This is a genomic window from Paenibacillus sp. AK121, from assembly GCF_019042715.1.
Lineage (GTDB): Bacteria > Bacillota > Bacilli > Paenibacillales > Paenibacillaceae > Paenibacillus > Paenibacillus polymyxa_C.
Map to the genome: position 1 here is coordinate 98,219 of NZ_JAHPJM010000004.1, position 16,475 is coordinate 114,693.

The following is a 16,475-nucleotide window of genomic DNA, read 5'->3' on the forward strand; positions in this document are numbered from 1 at the left end:
ATACTAATAAATAAAAGGCAGATCAGGGTTACTCCTGATCTGCCTTTTTGATTAAAATTGCTCTCAGCCTTTAAGTGTAAATCCTTCTTGTACGGGCATATCGGCATGCTGTGCTGTCGTCTGATGCTGCCTAAAGAATAACGGATAGATCACGAAGGCCACCAGCAGACTCACACAACCAATGACGCCCAGAGCAATCAAATCCTTAAAGATGTAGGTGATATCCAGGCCCTTGAGAGTAATGTTCCGTACAGCGTCCAAATAATACGTTAATGGCAATATTTCAGCAAGTCCTCGCAAGAAGCCGGGCATTGCTTCCAATGGCCACGTATAGCCTGACAGCATAAAGGAAGGAACAGCAATGAGCATCAGAGTTTGTGTCGCATCCACTCTGGTCTTGGAAAAGAGACTGAACAGGAACCCTAATCCACACAAAGCAAAGTTAAAGACCAACGACACCAAAATCAATGGTAGTACCTGTCCCCTAAACGGAATATCGAAGCATAGAGCGCTAATACTGAATACAGTCAGCACATTGAAAGCTCCCGCCGCATAATAGGGTGCCAGCTTGGCAATAGCCAAGCGCCAAGGGGTATTTTTCCATGCGCCAAATCTTCCCCAAGTCCCTGCTTCCTTATCCCGCGTGCAAGACAACGCAATACCTAGCAGCAAACACTGCTGGAGAGCCGCAGAAATAACCCCCAACGGCATGAAAAGCTTATAATCATATACCGGGTTAAATAGCACTCTGGATCGAAACGGGATGGTAGTCAGCGTCGAGGCAGCCTGATCGGCGTTCATCCCTTTTTGCTTCATGGAATTAAGCGATACTCCCGCGCTCACGCTACTAATGACCTGATTGGCAATCCGACTGGCACTATTGGAATACATCATATTACTGCCGTCAATCAGCGTAAGCACAGGTGGATTTTCCCCATGCTTAAGCCGAGTGGTAAAGTTGTCGGGAATGACAATTCCGACCTTAGCTTCCCCAGTCTCCACCTGGCGGACTACATCATCCTGATTGGTCACTTGCCGTGTAACGGCAAATGAATCAGTCGCATCGAACGCCTGAATGATCTGGCGACTAAGCTGCGAATTATCTCCGTCATACACTGTGACAGGCATCTCGGTAATCCGCTGATGCGAATACAGGAAGCCGAATAGTATCGTATACACTATTGGCGTAATCAGCAGAATAGCCATAAAACGGCGGTCCCGGAAGATACTCAGCCATTCCTCGCGAAACACATCGCGGATACGAAGTCTTTCCTGTGAATCCTGCATATTACTGCGCCCCTTTGCCTGTAAACAGAACCGTGGAGCCTGTTGGAACCGAAGCCGCAAGATCCGGTAATGCTACCTTCACACCAAAGGAACGGACATCCTTATCACCAGAACTTTGGCTCGGTTTTTGAATGGCAAAGTCCGCAGCCGATTCTAACAGAATGACTTTACCCTTCAGCTCCTTGCCACCTGACAGTAATTTAATTTGAACTGTATCCCCTGCTTGAAGACCGTTCAGAGACGTTTCCGGTACATAGAATTTAGCCCAACGCTGTGTGGATGTTTCAATGGTATAAACCGGGAATCCTGCGCTAGCCATCTCACCCAAGCTAAGCGACTTGGATTTTATGATCCCATCCTCAGACGCACGCAGCGTAGTATAGCTCAAATAGGTCTGAGCCTCCTGAAGTGCAGCTTCCGCTTGGGCTACCTGTGCATTGGCACCTTCAACCGCAGATTGTGCCTGCTCTACCGTCGATTGCGCCGCCTTCACAGCGGATTGCGCTTGCTCTACTGAAGCCTGAGCAGCTTTGACATCTTCCTGTTGCACAGCAACTTTGCCTGCTCCTGCCTGTGCTTCCTTCACTGCAGCCAAGGCTTGACGGTATTGAGCTTCAGCTGCCGTAATTTCCTCCTTACGGCTTCCCTCCCGTGCCATATCCAATTTTTGCGACTCTGCATTATACTTGGCCACTGCCTGTTGATGTTCCAATGTCGCTTGATCCAACGAGGCCTGAGTTGCTGCACCGGCTTCTTGAAGCTTTTTGGCACGCTCCAGATTTTTAACGGTCAGGTCCAGCGTTTCCTTAGCTACCTTCACAGATGCTTGCAATTGCTCAAGCTCCTGTGGTCTTGCCCCGCTCTTGAGGGCATCCAGTTTTGCTTTGGCGGCGTTAGAAGCTGCTTTGGCCTGTTCAATCTGGCTGGAGGAAGCCTCAGCAGTCACACTGACCGCTGTCGTGCCTTGGCTCTTCTTGGCCTGAGCGGCGCTCACGGTAGCCTGCGCCTGACCTACTCCTGCTTGAGCCTGCAATACGCTGGCTTTCGCTTTGGACACATTGCTCTTGGCTGCCAGCAATGCAGCCTGTGCTTGCTTCACCTTATCTTCCAGCTCACGGCTTTCCAAATGGGCTAGCACTTGCCCTTTTTTTACCTTGTCGCCCTCATTCACCAGCATCTGATCAATACGTCCTGCCATCTTAAAGCTGGCATTGAGCGTATCTGATTCTACATAAGCCGTCGGGATTGAAGAAGACTCATCTGCGGACAGGCTGCTGCTCCCTCGTGGAAAGGCAGTTAAAGCATAGATTCCTACAGCGATTAAAATAATGAGTACGATATAAATCGCATATTTTTTAGCTTTCATGTTCTCATCACTCCACTTGTCTATTTAATGTTGCATACCCAGCGCGTTACATACAAATACTTCGATACTTTCGCGAACTTCCTGCGGATTCATCGTTTCGCCCCATACCATCGACCGCATCGGAGTAAAAATGTAAATGCCGAATAAACAATTTGCAGTCGTTTTTGCATCCAGCTTACTCGAAATTTTCCCATAGAACTTGCCGGAATCAATCTCTGCCTCCATAAAATCAAAATAGTCTGCCAGCACCTGCCTAATATTAAAATGCTGTTCCTGTGAGACCCATCCCTTACTGACCAGTAGACGGCAAAAATCCGGCTCTCTCCCAATGAACTCAATATGTACTTGGATCAGCTTGCGAACCCTCACTTCTACCTGATCCATAGGAATTTGAGCCATCGCTTCATGGATATCCTGGACAAAACGCTCCATCCCCATCTTCAAAATGTAAATGTACAATTCTTGCTTGTTTTTAAAATTGTAGTACAGGGTTCCTTTGGCTATGCCACATACCTTGGCAATTTCCTCCATATTTGTTTCATTAAAACCTCGTTCGGAAAAAGCCTTGAGTGCGCCGTTAAAAATAATTTCCTTCGTTTGCTGTTTCATGCTTCCTCCTTTTTTGAACTGACCGTCCAGTACAAAAATTATGTATTTATTATAAGCCCATTTTCAGTTATCCAGCAATAGGAAATGTGTAAAAATGACTATTTTAGACACTTCGTCTAAACGATCATTCTAAAACAGAAATGCAAAAACGGATCGAATAAGTGAGGGGGTCACTCATTCGATCCGTTATTTCATAAAATCGGCTAATAAGGGGGCACATCCTATGGATTATCAGCCGATTTTAAGGGAGGGCCGACTATTTCTTCACTGTTTGATTGTATTGCGCAATTTTGCCTGTAATTTCTTGTGCAGCTTGGTCCAGCGCCTGTTTTGGTTGCTGCTGGCCACTCAGAACAGCTTCGATCGCACCTTCGACGATTTGACGCGCTTCTGGGAATACGCCCATTACTGCGCCTTGTGTAGCAGTGGATTGTGCCGATGCGTGCAACTGGTCAACGGCCGTCTGGAATTGCGGATATTTTACCATATTATCTTTGAGTACCTTCTCGTCATAAGCTGCTTTCGTAATCGGGAAGTACCCTGTGTTCACACTCCATTGTGCCTGTACTGCTGGGGAAGCGACGAATTTAATGAACTCCCATGCTGCCTTTTGCTGGGCTTCAGGCTTGTTGTTCATGATGTATAAGCTCGCGCCACCTACAACCACGCCGCCTTCTTTTGCTTCATTGGCTCTTGGCAGGAATCCTGTGCCTACTTCGAATTTATCGCCAACCTGCTCCACAATATTACGCAGCGAAGCGGTAGAATCCAGCGTCATCGCAATTTGTCCTGCAGAAAAAGCTTTTGCCGTATCGTCGGAGTTACGTCCTAAATTGGATACGACCTTTTCATCAATCATTTTCTTCCACCATGTCAGTGTTTTTACACCGGCATCCGAATTCAGCAAGGATTCTGTAGCTGCTTGCTCGCGTCCATTGCCATTATTCACATAGTCCGCGTTCTGATTGGCAAACAGTTGCTCCATAAACCAGCCGTAGATGGCAATGGATGCACCGGATTTACCATCCTTACTCAAGGCTTTGGCAGCTTTCTCGAATTCATCATACGTTTTCGGAGGATTAGCTGGGTCAAGTCCTGCGGCTTTGAAAGCATCCTTGTTGTAATATAAAATCGGGTTTGACGTATTGAACGGCATCGCGTTCAATTTACCATCAATCGTGTAGTATCGTGTAATATTTGGTTCAAGCTGCGACAAATCGAACTTATCTGCATCAATAAATTGTTGTACAGGCGTGATCATTTTAGAGTCAATCATGAATTTACTGCCGATTTCGTATACTTGAATGATGTCCGGTCCGCTATTAGAACCCAGCGACGCTTTCAGCTTGTTCAAGCTGTCATCATATTTACCTTGATATACTGGCTCTACCTGAATGTCCTTATGACTAGCGTTAAAGTCAGCAGCGATCTGCTTGATCGCTTTTTCACCGTTGCCGGACATTGAATGCCACCAAGTCAGTTTTATAGGTGAAGCCGCTGCAGTCCCATCATTACCATTACTCGGCTTCTCCGCCGCTGTATTGTTGCTACAACCTGCTGCAACTACCATAGCAGTCAGAATAAGCAGGGTCAAAGCACTTTTCAAACGAAAAAATCTCATAATCTCTCTTCTCTCCCTTTGATTAAATGATTCTTGAATGAAATGTTCGTACTCTTGTGCGTTAAAGCTTTGTATATAGGCTGCTTGCGCAGGTGTTGCTGTCTTTTGCATCTATGATTAGCCTTTAAGCGCACCCGCTGCCATTCCACGCACCAGCTGTTTGAGTCCAAAGATCAGCAGGAGCAGAGACGGTAAAATGACAAGTGCTGTACCCGCAAACACCAGATTCCATGAAGTCGATTCCTGAAACTCCAGCATGGATATGCCGATCTGTACGGTACGCATATTCTCGCTATTTGTGACCAGCAAAGGCCAAAGATAGGAATTGTACATGTTCAGGAACGAATACACAGCCAGTGTTCCGAGTGCAGGGCGCGATAACGGAAGCACATGGAACAGGAAATATCGGATATGTCCGCACCCATCCATACGAGCAGCCTCGAACAGTTCCTTGGGAAGCTGGAGGAAAAATTGTCTTAACAGGAATGTTCCGAATGCCGTCGCCAGAAATGGAACCGTCAACCCTTGATACGTATCAAGCCAGTTCCAGCTTCGCACCGTCAGATAGTTAGGAATAATGGTAACTTCCCAAGGGATCATCATCGTCGCGACAAACATGCTAAAAATGAAGTTTTTCCCCTTGAATTCCATTTTGGCAAAGGCATAGGCCGCCAGGCTGGCTGTAATCAGTTGTCCGATCATCGTCAGACCCGAAATGAGAAAGGTGTTGCCGATAAAGGCTGCAATCGGAACGATTTCAAACACTTCAGTGAAATTGACCATATGAAAGGAATGCGGGAAAAAGCTTGGTGGGTAAGCGCTCGCTTCCTCCGGTGACATGACCGCCATAAAAAATGTATAAATCACCGGATACAAAATCAGAGCGGCTGCAATCGTAAGCAGCACATACAGTAATGTTGAATTCAGGTGTTGTTTCATTGGTAATGCACCTTTCTTTCCACCCATTTAAACTGAATCATCGTAAGCACCAAAATGACGGCGAACAAGACAATCGCCTGCGCACTCCCTGTTCCGAACCGGAAATTAACGAAAGCTTCCTGATAAATGGAATATACAAATACATTTGTACTGTTCACCGGACCGCCTTTGGTCAAGATATTAATTTGAGCAAAAGACTGGAAGGCACCAATGATGGAAACTACAGTCACAAAAAAGATCGTCGGTGATAGCAGCGGCATAGAAATACGCCAGAACGTGACCAATGGTCCGGCTCCGTCCATTTTGGCACTTTCGTACATGTCGTCTGGAATCCCTTGAAGTCCGCTCGATAAGATAATGTAATTGAAGCCAAGATTCATCCAGATGGTCATTATGGCTACGGAGAACAGCGCCCAATCCGGACTGGTCAACCACGGAACTGGATTGATATGTAACAGGGAAAGCACATAGTTGAACATTCCCAGTGTGGGATGGAAAAGAAATTTCCAAATGACCGCAGATGAACCCACCGACAACACCATCGGTAGCGAGAAGGCAAATTGGAAGATACGCATCCCACGTAACTTACTGTGTGTGAGGGCAGCGAGTACCAGTGCCAGTAAAATACCCACAGGTACCGTCAATACCGCAAAAAGCAGCGTGACCTTAATCCCCTGTAGAAACTGACCTGAGCTGAACAGCATAGCAAAGTTATCGAACCCCACATAATCTGCAACGTTTCCTGCGGGATCTGTAGAATGCAAGCTAAGATAAACGGACTTTATCATCGGATAAAACATAAATACAGCAAACAAAATAAGCGATGGAGCCAAAAAGGTATACGCCAGCGCGTTTTCGCGCAGTCTTTGAATTTTTAGCGAACCCGTGCGTATGCGAGCTTTAGACGATGTCCGTTGCTGGCTCCTCGTCCCCAGTCCCAAAGATTTGTTAAGTTCACCCAAAACGGAACGCCCCTTTCTTTTAAACCAACCTCAGTAAGTGTATCGTTTTGATGTAAAGGGAACATCAAGTGGACTGGAGTAAAATGTTAATGTTTTTACTCTTTGTAAAACCAATCCTAATTGGGTACTCGCACAAGGGCACAGGCTCCTGCATACGATATATCATTATTATGAGTATGGAGGTCAGAGGCGAATGTCGTACAATACCGTCAGTCCGCAAACTTTATATCAAGCTAGACCGGAATTCCAACAAGAACTTAAAAAAGTCCGCGATCAATTGCATTATCAATTGAGCCCCTACATGAATCACACGGTTAGGGTACAAACGATGGATCATCATGTGTATGAAGGAACGATTGTGCACATGGATGCGGATCATTTGTATCTGAGAGTCCCTCAGCAGTATCACTCACCCTCCTCAGGCACCCCAGCCCCTGATCGTTCCTATGCCTACAACAATGTCATTCTGCCGCTGGTGCTATTTAATTTGTTGGTTATAGTCCTGTTGAGCTAGCGCTTAATCCATGCAATCTGCCTAACTAAAAGACAAAAAACCTCCAAATCCGTAAGTAGCCTACCCTTGGCACATTACGTAGTTGGAGGTTTTAGTTATTTGTGTTCTTATAATCATTAGTTCTCACAGGAGATGCCTGCTTCCTGCTCTAGTACAGCTACAAAACGCTCTATACGATCTTCATTCGGCAGGTGGCAGAACACCTCATTTACACCCTGATTGATCAACAGGATGCTCCCTTTAGTACCTGACAAATCCTTCTCCAGCTTAGCCTGCGAAATATGGTGATAATTAATGAACTTGATCCAAGGAATACCCATAGTGCAGGAATAAAAGATGATTCGTTGGGACGTTACTGCCATTATTCCATAAAGCGGTATCTTCTCAGAGCTTTGTTGCAAATTATACGTACAACTAATACAGGATCGGATATGTTCGCCAGCTTCCAACGTCAGACTAATAGCTCGCAGCTCTTTTTCATCTGTTTTCATCCCGTCTCATCTCCTGTTCGAAGCTCAGGAACGAGTCGCAACTCCATGACTTCAAATCAGCTTTTGCGGCTTGTCCCGTCGACCTCTTCCATTTTTCGTCAGATTAAGAACTGGACAATGACCGATCTTCACTGCACATTAAAACCAAGGATGGATATGTACAACTTAACATGGGCACAGGATGTTATCAACAAGCAAGCTAGCACTGTTATTGAGCAAAATTCAGAAATGAGGAATGGTATACGCTTCTTCTTGGCAAGCTAATGTGAGAATACGTCAGAACGGAGAAGAAGCCTGATGAAATATAACCGTTTGCTATGCGCTGGAATCGCTGTTTCTTTGCTGTGTATCAGTTCTTGCCCCATTCCATATACGAATGCACAAGACACATCATATGCCTCCCCCGCTCCTACAAAGGGAAGAGCCTATTACGAAGAACGGGGCGACATTGTATGGGAAGTTCCTACCCATCGTAAGCTTATCGCTCTCACATTCGATGACGGACCGGACGAAAGCAATACGCCTGCCATTCTCGATTTACTTCAAAAATATGATGCGAAAGCGACCTTTTTTGTCGTTGGCAGTCGTGTAGAAAAGCTGCCACACCTTGTAAAACGGGAACGAGAGGAAGGACATGAAGTTGGCAATCATACCTTCCTTCATTCATCCTTTCAATATATCTCCCGCAACAAAGCTCTGTCCGAATTGGACCAAGGTCAGACGAGCATCGTTCAGGCAACTGGTGCGGGGACCCATCTATTTAGACCACCAGGCGGCTCCTATAACGATTCAGTCGTCAAGCTATCCAAGGAGAAGGGGCTAAAAATTATTTTATGGTCCTGGCATCAGGATACTCTAGATTGGCGAAAGCCTGGTGTACACCGTATCGCAGATAAGGTGCTTGGTAACGCCCGTAACGGCGACATTGTCCTCATGCACGATTATGTACATCAAAGTACACAAACCGTTGAAGCCTTGAAGATTATTCTCCCTGAGCTCAAGAAAAGAGGTTATTCCTTCGTCACTGTATCTGAATTACTCTCTAATCGAGAAAAGCCGGATGGGCTGATTGAGGTGAATAAGTGAAAGAGCAAGGAAAGTGGGCTCGCCGTTGACTATGCAAAAAGTATGCAGGAACGAAATGGAAATTAGGTAATACAAGAGACCTCTCACAAGTTTATTTAACTTGTGAGAGGATAAATCCCAACCTCAATAGTGAGCACCACATCTTATTTTACAGCTATACCGTTCAGTTCAATGTTTTGGAGGCCAGCCATTGCATCATCGTTGTTTTCTTTCCGTTAATCACCTTCGATACTTCGTTGTTATACACGTAAATCCAGGACCAGTGACCATTGTATTCATACGGTGTTTTATCACTCTTCTTGTACAAACCAGAAGTATCCACTACGTTATCAAACAACGACATATGGACATCCTTTGCTCCGGCATTCACTAAACGGTTGTAGGTCGGAATCATATAATCGTTGGGTGGAACCACAGTATCGGTTTGGGCAGCCACAAACCAGATCGGCAGGTCCTTCATATCGTTAATTTGTTCGTCGGTGATTAGGCTATCCTTTAAGGCTTCACACGCCACCACGGCTGCTGCAAAATAGTCTTTATAATCACGGATCAGCAACATAGTCATATATCCGCCGTTGGAGTCTCCACCAATGTAGATTCGATCTGTATCAATGTCTTTGTTTTTGGCCACGTATTCCTTAATTAAGGACATCAATGCTTGCTCATACTTCGAGGTTCCGTCTCCAAAGCCTGTAAAACCATCCATCCAGTAGGTTGGAGTCTGAGGTGCCAGCACATAAGCCCCGCCAAAATACGATTGAATATCCTTAGAAGCAAAATTCGCTGCTTTATTACCCGAAATCGGAATCGTCGGATCTGTACCTCCCTCCCCCATACCGTGCAGCCAGATCACCAAAGGGTTTTTCACCTTGTCTTTTGTCGGTGCATAGCTCGCGTAGGTTAAAGTAACCCCATCAGAAGTAGCTTTACCAGTGGTAAATTGATCAACCAGCTGCCGTATCTCGCCTGCAGAGGTATCAATCTTCAAGCCGGAAATCGTGCCTGATTTGGTTTTTATAGCTTTTTGCTGCGTGATCGTATATTTGTTATCATTCCATGCGTTAAACCCCGAACCCGCCGCATCATAATGAATGGCAGAGCTTAGAGTTACCGCTGGGCCGATTTCCATTTCCAACACAACGTAGCTTCCTGTTTTACTTACAGGGTTGCCACTTTTGTCCGATACATAGGCCTTGGTGACCTTCCGGTTGCCTTTCTCAACAAAGGAATTTACCAACCTATTGTCGCTTCTTTCCACATATACCTTAAATGTATCCTTGGTTATCGCATCTTTGGGTACCGGCTTACCCAGATTAACAATGATCTTCGTAATGGTTGCTCCCCAATCCTTCACCTCCGCAACCGTCCGGTATGAAGTAGGCTGCATCTTGGCATCCTTGGCAGCCCATGCACCGTTGCTGAATACAAGGGTCGTACTGATAGCTAAAGTGAATAACATAGTTGTTTTAGCAACCTTTTTAAACTGTTTAAACATGATGTCTTACCTCCCAGATCCATTGATAAAACGCTTATATTATTAATTTTAATGATTTTTTTATTTTCATCCTGCCTTTTATTAGCCTAATTCAGGTCAATTACTGACTCCTTGCTTCAGAACGCCTCTTGTGCTTTTTACGATATTGATGCGGTGTCGCTTGATAAACCTTTTTAAATACCCTGGCAAAAGACTTCTCGTTTGGAAATCCGTGTTCCAGCGCAATTTGTATAATAGAATGGTCCGTATTCATAAGAACACGGAAAGATTTCTCCAGACGGATGGCATTGATATATTGAAATAGCGTCATACCTACATGCTTTACAAAAAAACGGGACAAATATTCGGGAGATAATCCAAAAATCTGAGCTATGAAATCCAGGGATAGACTCTGATCGTAATTTTCTTTGATATAATCGGTTATCAACGTCAGTCGCTCCAAATATTTATGAGTGTTAAAGCATGGGATCGATTCGTTGTCAATTTTAAAATACATTAATAAAAGGTACACCAGTTTATAAGATAGCGACGTTAGATGGATATGTACTAAAGGGTCATTGTGCTGGTTGAGGTAAGCTACAAATAATGTGTTTAACAGATCACGCAGCTCCTTAAAATGCTGTAATCTCTGCTCATTGGTTTCGAAAATGGATATACAATCGAATGAAATGGGATTACTGTCCTTAGTATTTTCTCGAATAAATCCAGAAGGAATCAGAATGGTTATAGCCTCTCTACCTTTGCCCTTAGCCACAGAAAAGGAATGAATAGCATTCGAATTAATGAGCACAATATCTCCTTCTTTGGAGCTATAATTCATGCCATCTATATAGATATTGTCAATTCTTCCTGAGAGTACATAAGATATTTCGATGCTGTCGTGCCAATGCCTAGGTATGTATGCTGGTTCATTGGAGGAATGAACTATAATTTTTAATGGAAAATGATTGTCTGCCTGGACCAGCTCATATTTGTATTCCAAGTTTGTCGCTCCTCTCAGATGTGAACATAATACCTCCCTCTCTCCATAAACAAAAAAACCTAAGATAACAAAATACATAAGATCCTTGGATCTTAACATTTTGTTCCTTAGGTTTTGCCTGCGTAACAGTAACAATCCTAGTGCTATTCATTCTCATTTAACTAAGCTAAGTATATAGAGGGTTGAAATTCATGTCAACGCTTTCATGCAAGGCGTTCAACCGCCCAACAAAGAAGAACGAGCTTCTATAGCCCGTCCCTTTATTTATGATCCTGTTTTTTGAACTTTGAAGATCATATTTAAACCAAATCCAATCAGCACGAGTCCCGTGGCCTTATCGATAATATTCTGAACTTTGGGTGACATTAACCATTTTCTTATGTAATTTAACAATAATACGATTGTAGTAAACCATAAAATCGAAAGCAGAGCGTAAAGAGAACCCATCAGTAAAAACTGCAAACTGGAATTATAATCTGGTATAACAAATTGCGGTAAGAACGTGAGAAAAAAAATAGCAACCTTCGGATTGAGTGCATTGGAAACCAGGCCTTGTATAAACGCTGATTTTTTAGAATTCTCTTGCTTCTCTTGAACCAAATTACTCTTTCCTTTTTTTATAAAGGAAGATAACCCCATAAATATCAAGTAAACTGCACCCGCATATTTGACTACTTCAAATGCTACGGCTGACTTCATTAATATTAAAGAAAGCCCCAATGCGGCTGCCAAGGTATGTACGAGAGCTCCGCTAGTTAAACCTAGTGCAATCTTGAAACCATCCTTCTTGCCATCAGTGAGAGTTCTTTTCGTTATTAATGCAAAATCAATCCCTGGTGACATGACAATAAAGATGAGTAGTATCGTAAATGCCAATATATCATTCATAATGTGCCTCCAGATGAAATTTCGGATACACCATACTAACGCGATATCAGCCATATTTCAATACCTAACATTCATCCTTTTGAAGCTAATGTGCAATTCGGTCACTGTTGTATCCGACTCAAAAGGATGCTCCCAATAAAACTGGCGCGGATGCCATGGTAATGTTCTTCCATTTGCGGACCCGACTTTCAGGAACAGAAAGAGCAGCGGTGATATCCTTAAATCGCATCGTCCCGCTGCTCTCCAACTACATGTGTCTGATTTTGTCCCGTTCAGGACTTCTCTCTCTAGACATTCTGCATTTCACTGCCTCCATAGCTTAGGTCTCTGAATAATTAGACAAACTGACTGGATAAAAGACATAAACCTTAAGCCTTTTGCTGAATAAGCTACTACTAAGTAACAATATTAAGGCGTCAACTTTAATATTGTCATAGTTGTATTAATATTATTGTGCAACTGAGCAGGAGTTGCGTTGGCATTTACCAGTTGTATTGTAGTTGGAACTGTTGTAACGGTTACAATAACTTCAGCTGCCGTAGGCCCCCCACCATTACCTGAGAAAGGTAAAGGTGTTATAGGAGTTCCGTTAACAGTGAGATTGAAGTCAGCATCACCTTGGTTATGAATAGAAAATGAGATGAAGTAGCTCCCCGTTTCGTTAATTGTTATCGTTGGGGATGGAGGAGTGAAAGTAAATGCACCTCCAACATTCGCTAAAACCCCAGTAAAGGTAATTGGTGTGTTACCCGGAACTGTGTCAGTCCCCGTGCCAGGATCTGCTCGGAAAACACTTAAGAAATCTGATATCCCGAAGCCAGCAGGCCCTGCTGGTCCTGCTGGCCCCGTTGCTCCCGCTGGTCCTGCTGGTCCTATTGCTCCTGCCGGTCCTGCTGGTCCTACTGCTCCTGCCGGTCCCGTTACTCCTACTGGCCCTGCAGGACCGGGAATTCCTTGAAAACCTTGTAGCCCTTGCTGGCCTTGAGCACCTGGAACTCCCTGTGGACCTGGCAGTCCTTGGGGTCCCTGCGGTCCTTGAGGTCCTTGAGGTCCTCTAATCCCTTTAACAATGACCTTCGGCAAAACTTTGACCTTTTTAACTGCACATCTTCTAAATTTTCTCCGATGCATTCTCTTTTGCCAACAATAATGTCGAAACATAATTTATGGTCACCTCCAAAGTCTAGTCAAATTAGCTTATTGTGCAATTAACCAAAAAGATTGGGCTGTTGACTTCATCTAGGAAAAGATAGGCATAGGCCTGTCCGTATGCTCCAACTCGTTGACTATGATCTTGTACCGTTGGTGACCGTCCACTATGTTCCCAGTGCGTTCGTTCCAAATGATCGGGTCGATGTAACCCAACCACACAATGGACTGCTTTAGCTTCTCTTATTCAACATCGCCCGGCTAAGGTCAACCCGTGGGTTGTATGCTTTTTCAACAAAAAAAGAACTAGCTCAACAGCTAGTCCTTAATGATTGGTTTGAAAATCTATTATTTTTGGGAAAATGCGATTTTTAATCCGATAAGTGTAAATAACGAGCCTTGAATATAATTGATTTTTTTAGAAAAGGATGGATTTCTCCGTAGAAAGGAGCCTACTTTTCCAGCAAAAATACTTATCAAAATAAAAAGCACTAAAGTTTGCATTAAAAATACTACTCCAAGAACTAGCATTTGAGTAGAAACATTACCACTTCCTTGGTTTACGAACTGAGGGAGAAAAGCCAAGAAAAAAAGTGATATTTTGGGATTCAATACATTCATGATAACACCTTTTTTATACAATGATTTGTAATTTAAGGTATCTCCACTCTTAAGTTCAAAACTCGTATCTTTTGCTCTAAATGACTTATACGCCAAAAATAATAGATAAGCTGCTCCAGCGTATTTGATTACTGCAAACGCCAAGGAAGATTGATAAATTATTGCCGCGAGGCCGAAGGTTGCTGCAAAAATATGAACCAACAATCCCGTGCAAAGGCCTAAAGTAGTAAATATCCCTGCATTCCTACCTTTTGCTATGCTCTGTGTCAGTGTGAACACGTTGTCGGGGCCCGGCATAATGGTGAGAACAATTGCTGCTCCCAAAAAAGCTAATATAGATTGAAGCTCCACAAAACTTCCCCCTTTGGATAATTTGAATATATACTACACCACAATAAAGGGATCTGACAATTGAGTTGATCGCAAAAGGACGCGCCCATTGTTGTATTCTCTGGATTCGGGTTGGAGTCATTACAATGCATACATATTCGTGCCCTGGGCTTTTCTTCATGAATTTGTTCCTATTCAAATATTAAAGAAAATCAAAAAGGCCGACACATTGGTCAACCTCTGCATACTAGAAAACCTATTTTCTTTTTAATTTTCACCTGTGCGAGTTATCAATCAACCAGTATGTTAGAAACTATTAGAGCAAATGATCTAACGTAAACTGCCGAATTACATAAACTCTGCTGTAAGCTGTTTGAGCACTCATGGTGTAGCAATGGTATAAAAAAGGGCTTCCTCTCGGGAGCCCTTTAAATAGCGGGATTACAGGTTTTTGAGGCCCTTATTACATCATGCCGCCCATCTTTGATTTACTCGCGCAGAGGAACGTCATAAAACTTATCTTCTATTGTATAGCTTGTTTGGGCTTATCTTCAGAAAGTTTTATTCGTCTACATCTGCCCTCATTCGCCAGAATTGGTATTTTTCACGTGATTTTTTTGAGATTCAAGCAGCCATGTTGCCACACACCATTCGGTTCCATCAACATTTTCCTTTTATTGTATATTGAGACAAAGGAAGTAGCAATGATCTTTCTGAATTTTAATATTCTAAAATATCTCACCTTCTCTTGGCGGCATAGGTATGCTCTATCCCGCTCCCAACTCTCCAGAATGACGATATCTCGTAGTGTAGACTTATCCGGCCCCAGAATATAGTTATTTTGCTCTAAAGCAAGCAACTAACTTTTTATGCTTTCTGTACACCTCCGCGTCTTTATCTCCAGATCTAACATAGTTACGGCAGCCTGCTGAAAAGTTGTAGACTGAACGGCGATGTTAAGCTAACGTGGCAGGTTAACCTAACAAGCAGACTGCCAATTACGTTTGAAAATCCCCAAACGTGCTGCCGGGTTGACATTCAGAACTGGTCTTGTGAATCTGGTGGAGTTAAAGGGAGTGCTAGTTGTGTCTCATCTATTTTTTTGAACAAGCATTGTATTGAAGAGCCAGCGAAAATTCCATCTGAAATACTGAGCTAGATGCCAATCTTCATAGCCATTTAATACACCTTCATTTAACCAGTAAGACTCTGGTTTTCCGCTCGTCGCAGCTTCAGACACATAAGCGATCGTTTTTTCTAAAAAGCGAATGACATCTAGGATTTTATCTGGAGTGGACACATCTCCATGCCCGGGAATGACAGTATCTACCTTAAGATCTCTTTGAATGCGTCTAAGGATGCGTATCCAAGCGTATGGATTACCGTATGGCATGACCGGAATCGTCTTGTTGGTATTAAATCACCAGCAATCAAGGTTCGTTCTTCAGGCACGTAAATAACGGCATCGCTTAAAGAATGGCCGCCTCCGTAGTATACGATATTGGCAGACTGCCAAACGCTCAGAATGTTGATATCTCTCCGCTTCAGCTACCCCCTCATACAGCAACAATGCAGCCGCATGTCGTCCCTGCGACAATAATTTTTCCGCTATTTCAAATAGCTTGGGTGAGTAGAGTAGATTGTCCATGATAGCTCCCACCACTCGACGGATCGCATCCAACTTGTCCAACTCCGCACACCGAAACAAAAATGGTTCGATACGCCTCATATTCGGAGGATGGTCGATGATGAAGTTTTCTATAAACAGATCGTAAAACTCCCCTTCTGGTAAACCCATAGCCTCAGTGATTCGGTCAAGCTGGTTAACAGACATTGACTTATTCCCTGTCACAATAGCACTTATTATCCCCCTATTCATGCCTGCAAGTTGTCCAAATTGCGCTAAGCTCAAACCCTTTTGTTCTAGATATCTGTCTAATTCTGCTCTAATCGTAGGTGTATGCTTCATATCATATCCACCCTTCATACAGAAATCCCAAAACTTTTATATTATTGCAATCTATTGTTGTCGATAATTTAACAGTTGTCAATAAGTTTTGAAATTTTTGTCATTCGATATTCGACTAAATTATATTTTTTGAATATTGTCGACTACTGTAAGACAAATAGTTCTA

The 16,475-nt window shown here is 43.6% G+C and carries 16 protein-coding genes and 1 pseudogene; 2 read left to right on the forward strand and 15 right to left on the reverse strand.

Features of this window, described 5'->3' with window-relative positions:
- Positions 1-63: 63 nt before the first annotated feature.
- The 6 genes from KSP24_RS09205 to KSP24_RS09230 form a co-directional block, all read right to left on the reverse strand.
- On the reverse strand, positions 64-1,287 hold the full coding sequence (locus KSP24_RS09205; protein WP_013369903.1) for an ABC transporter permease: 1,224 nt from the start codon (positions 1,285-1,287) through the stop codon (positions 64-66).
- A gap of 1 nt (position 1,288) precedes the next feature.
- Positions 1,289-2,653, reverse strand: coding sequence for an HlyD family secretion protein (locus KSP24_RS09210; RefSeq protein ID WP_058710868.1), 1,365 nt, complete (start codon positions 2,651-2,653; stop codon positions 1,289-1,291).
- Between the two features lie 24 nt (positions 2,654-2,677).
- Positions 2,678-3,262, reverse strand: a complete 585-nt coding sequence (locus KSP24_RS09215) for a TetR/AcrR family transcriptional regulator (RefSeq protein ID WP_216974966.1) — start codon at positions 3,260-3,262, stop codon at positions 2,678-2,680.
- A 256-nt stretch (positions 3,263-3,518) separates the two neighbouring features.
- A complete protein-coding gene (locus KSP24_RS09220) occupies positions 3,519-4,883 on the reverse strand; it encodes an ABC transporter substrate-binding protein (RefSeq protein ID WP_129548877.1) in 1,365 nt (454 codons plus the stop codon).
- A 117-nt stretch (positions 4,884-5,000) separates the two neighbouring features.
- A complete protein-coding gene (locus KSP24_RS09225) occupies positions 5,001-5,822 on the reverse strand; it encodes a carbohydrate ABC transporter permease (protein ID WP_216974967.1) in 822 nt (273 codons plus the stop codon).
- On the reverse strand, positions 5,819-6,784 hold the full coding sequence (locus KSP24_RS09230; RefSeq protein WP_040101879.1) for a carbohydrate ABC transporter permease: 966 nt from the start codon (positions 6,782-6,784) through the stop codon (positions 5,819-5,821). Before KSP24_RS09230 ends, KSP24_RS09225 begins: the two co-directional genes overlap by 4 nt.
- A 193-nt stretch (positions 6,785-6,977) precedes the next feature.
- Between KSP24_RS09230 and KSP24_RS09235 the strand changes: the two genes are divergently transcribed.
- Positions 6,978-7,298 (forward strand): hypothetical protein, encoded by a 321-nt coding sequence (locus KSP24_RS09235; RefSeq protein WP_165080513.1) that lies wholly within the window; start codon positions 6,978-6,980, stop codon positions 7,296-7,298.
- Between the two features lie 116 nt (positions 7,299-7,414).
- Here KSP24_RS09235 and KSP24_RS09240 read toward each other — a convergent pair whose 3' ends face one another.
- The gene (locus tag KSP24_RS09240; protein WP_216974968.1) at positions 7,415-7,789 is read right to left on the reverse strand and encodes a PH domain-containing protein; all 375 of its coding nucleotides are present in this window, start codon (positions 7,787-7,789) and stop codon (positions 7,415-7,417) included.
- 297 nt (positions 7,790-8,086) lie between these two features.
- Between KSP24_RS09240 and KSP24_RS09245 the strand changes: the two genes are divergently transcribed.
- Positions 8,087-8,875, forward strand: a complete 789-nt coding sequence (locus KSP24_RS09245) for a polysaccharide deacetylase family protein (RefSeq protein WP_216974969.1) — start codon at positions 8,087-8,089, stop codon at positions 8,873-8,875.
- Between the two features lie 163 nt (positions 8,876-9,038).
- On the opposite strand, the gene KSP24_RS09250 is transcribed toward KSP24_RS09245, so the two are convergent.
- From KSP24_RS09250 to KSP24_RS09285, 8 genes and pseudogenes are all read right to left on the reverse strand, one after another.
- Positions 9,039-10,370, reverse strand: coding sequence for a prolyl oligopeptidase family serine peptidase (locus KSP24_RS09250; protein WP_216974970.1), 1,332 nt, complete (start codon positions 10,368-10,370; stop codon positions 9,039-9,041).
- Between the two features lie 100 nt (positions 10,371-10,470).
- On the reverse strand, positions 10,471-11,352 hold the full coding sequence (locus KSP24_RS09255) for an AraC family transcriptional regulator (RefSeq protein WP_216974971.1): 882 nt from the start codon (positions 11,350-11,352) through the stop codon (positions 10,471-10,473).
- A 264-nt stretch (positions 11,353-11,616) separates the two neighbouring features.
- Positions 11,617-12,240, reverse strand: coding sequence for a LysE family translocator (locus tag KSP24_RS09260; RefSeq protein ID WP_216974972.1), 624 nt, complete (start codon positions 12,238-12,240; stop codon positions 11,617-11,619).
- A gap of 118 nt (positions 12,241-12,358) precedes the next feature.
- A complete protein-coding gene (locus tag KSP24_RS25225) occupies positions 12,359-12,487 on the reverse strand; it encodes a phage terminase small subunit-related protein (RefSeq protein ID WP_267893736.1) in 129 nt (42 codons plus the stop codon).
- 161 nt (positions 12,488-12,648) lie between these two features.
- Positions 12,649-13,401 carry a collagen-like protein gene (locus KSP24_RS09270; RefSeq protein ID WP_216974973.1) on the reverse strand — a complete coding sequence of 251 codons (753 nt, stop codon included), beginning with the start codon at positions 13,399-13,401 and terminating at the stop codon, positions 12,649-12,651.
- A gap of 336 nt (positions 13,402-13,737) precedes the next feature.
- Positions 13,738-14,361, reverse strand: coding sequence for a LysE family translocator (locus tag KSP24_RS09275; RefSeq protein ID WP_216974974.1), 624 nt, complete (start codon positions 14,359-14,361; stop codon positions 13,738-13,740).
- A gap of 1,069 nt (positions 14,362-15,430) precedes the next feature.
- Positions 15,431-15,733, reverse strand: coding sequence for a hypothetical protein (locus KSP24_RS09280; protein ID WP_216974975.1), 303 nt, complete (start codon positions 15,731-15,733; stop codon positions 15,431-15,433).
- Between the two features lie 99 nt (positions 15,734-15,832).
- Positions 15,833-16,309 (reverse strand): annotated as a pseudogene (locus tag KSP24_RS09285) (helix-turn-helix domain-containing protein); the annotation flags it as partial.
- Between the last annotated feature and the right edge of the window lie 166 nt (positions 16,310-16,475).

Coding starts and splice junctions, on each gene's coding strand:
- KSP24_RS09260 (WP_216974972.1), bottom strand. CDS start 12,240: ATGAATGATATATTGGCATTTACGATACTACTCATCTTTATTGTCATG.
- KSP24_RS09240 (WP_216974968.1), bottom strand. CDS start 7,789: ATGAAAACAGATGAAAAAGAGCTGCGAGCTATTAGTCTGACGTTGGAA.
- KSP24_RS09215 (WP_216974966.1), bottom strand. CDS start 3,262: ATGAAACAGCAAACGAAGGAAATTATTTTTAACGGCGCACTCAAGGCT.
- KSP24_RS09235 (WP_165080513.1), top strand. CDS start 6,978: ATGTCGTACAATACCGTCAGTCCGCAAACTTTATATCAAGCTAGACCG.
- KSP24_RS09280 (WP_216974975.1), bottom strand. CDS start 15,733: ATGCCATACGGTAATCCATACGCTTGGATACGCATCCTTAGACGCATT.
- KSP24_RS09245 (WP_216974969.1), top strand. CDS start 8,087: ATGAAATATAACCGTTTGCTATGCGCTGGAATCGCTGTTTCTTTGCTG.
- KSP24_RS09250 (WP_216974970.1), bottom strand. CDS start 10,370: ATGTTTAAACAGTTTAAAAAGGTTGCTAAAACAACTATGTTATTCACT.
- KSP24_RS09205 (WP_013369903.1), bottom strand. CDS start 1,287: ATGCAGGATTCACAGGAAAGACTTCGTATCCGCGATGTGTTTCGCGAG.
- KSP24_RS09220 (WP_129548877.1), bottom strand. CDS start 4,883: ATGAGATTTTTTCGTTTGAAAAGTGCTTTGACCCTGCTTATTCTGACT.
- KSP24_RS09270 (WP_216974973.1), bottom strand. CDS start 13,401: ATGTTTCGACATTATTGTTGGCAAAAGAGAATGCATCGGAGAAAATTT.
- KSP24_RS09225 (WP_216974967.1), bottom strand. CDS start 5,822: ATGAAACAACACCTGAATTCAACATTACTGTATGTGCTGCTTACGATT.
- KSP24_RS09210 (WP_058710868.1), bottom strand. CDS start 2,653: ATGAAAGCTAAAAAATATGCGATTTATATCGTACTCATTATTTTAATC.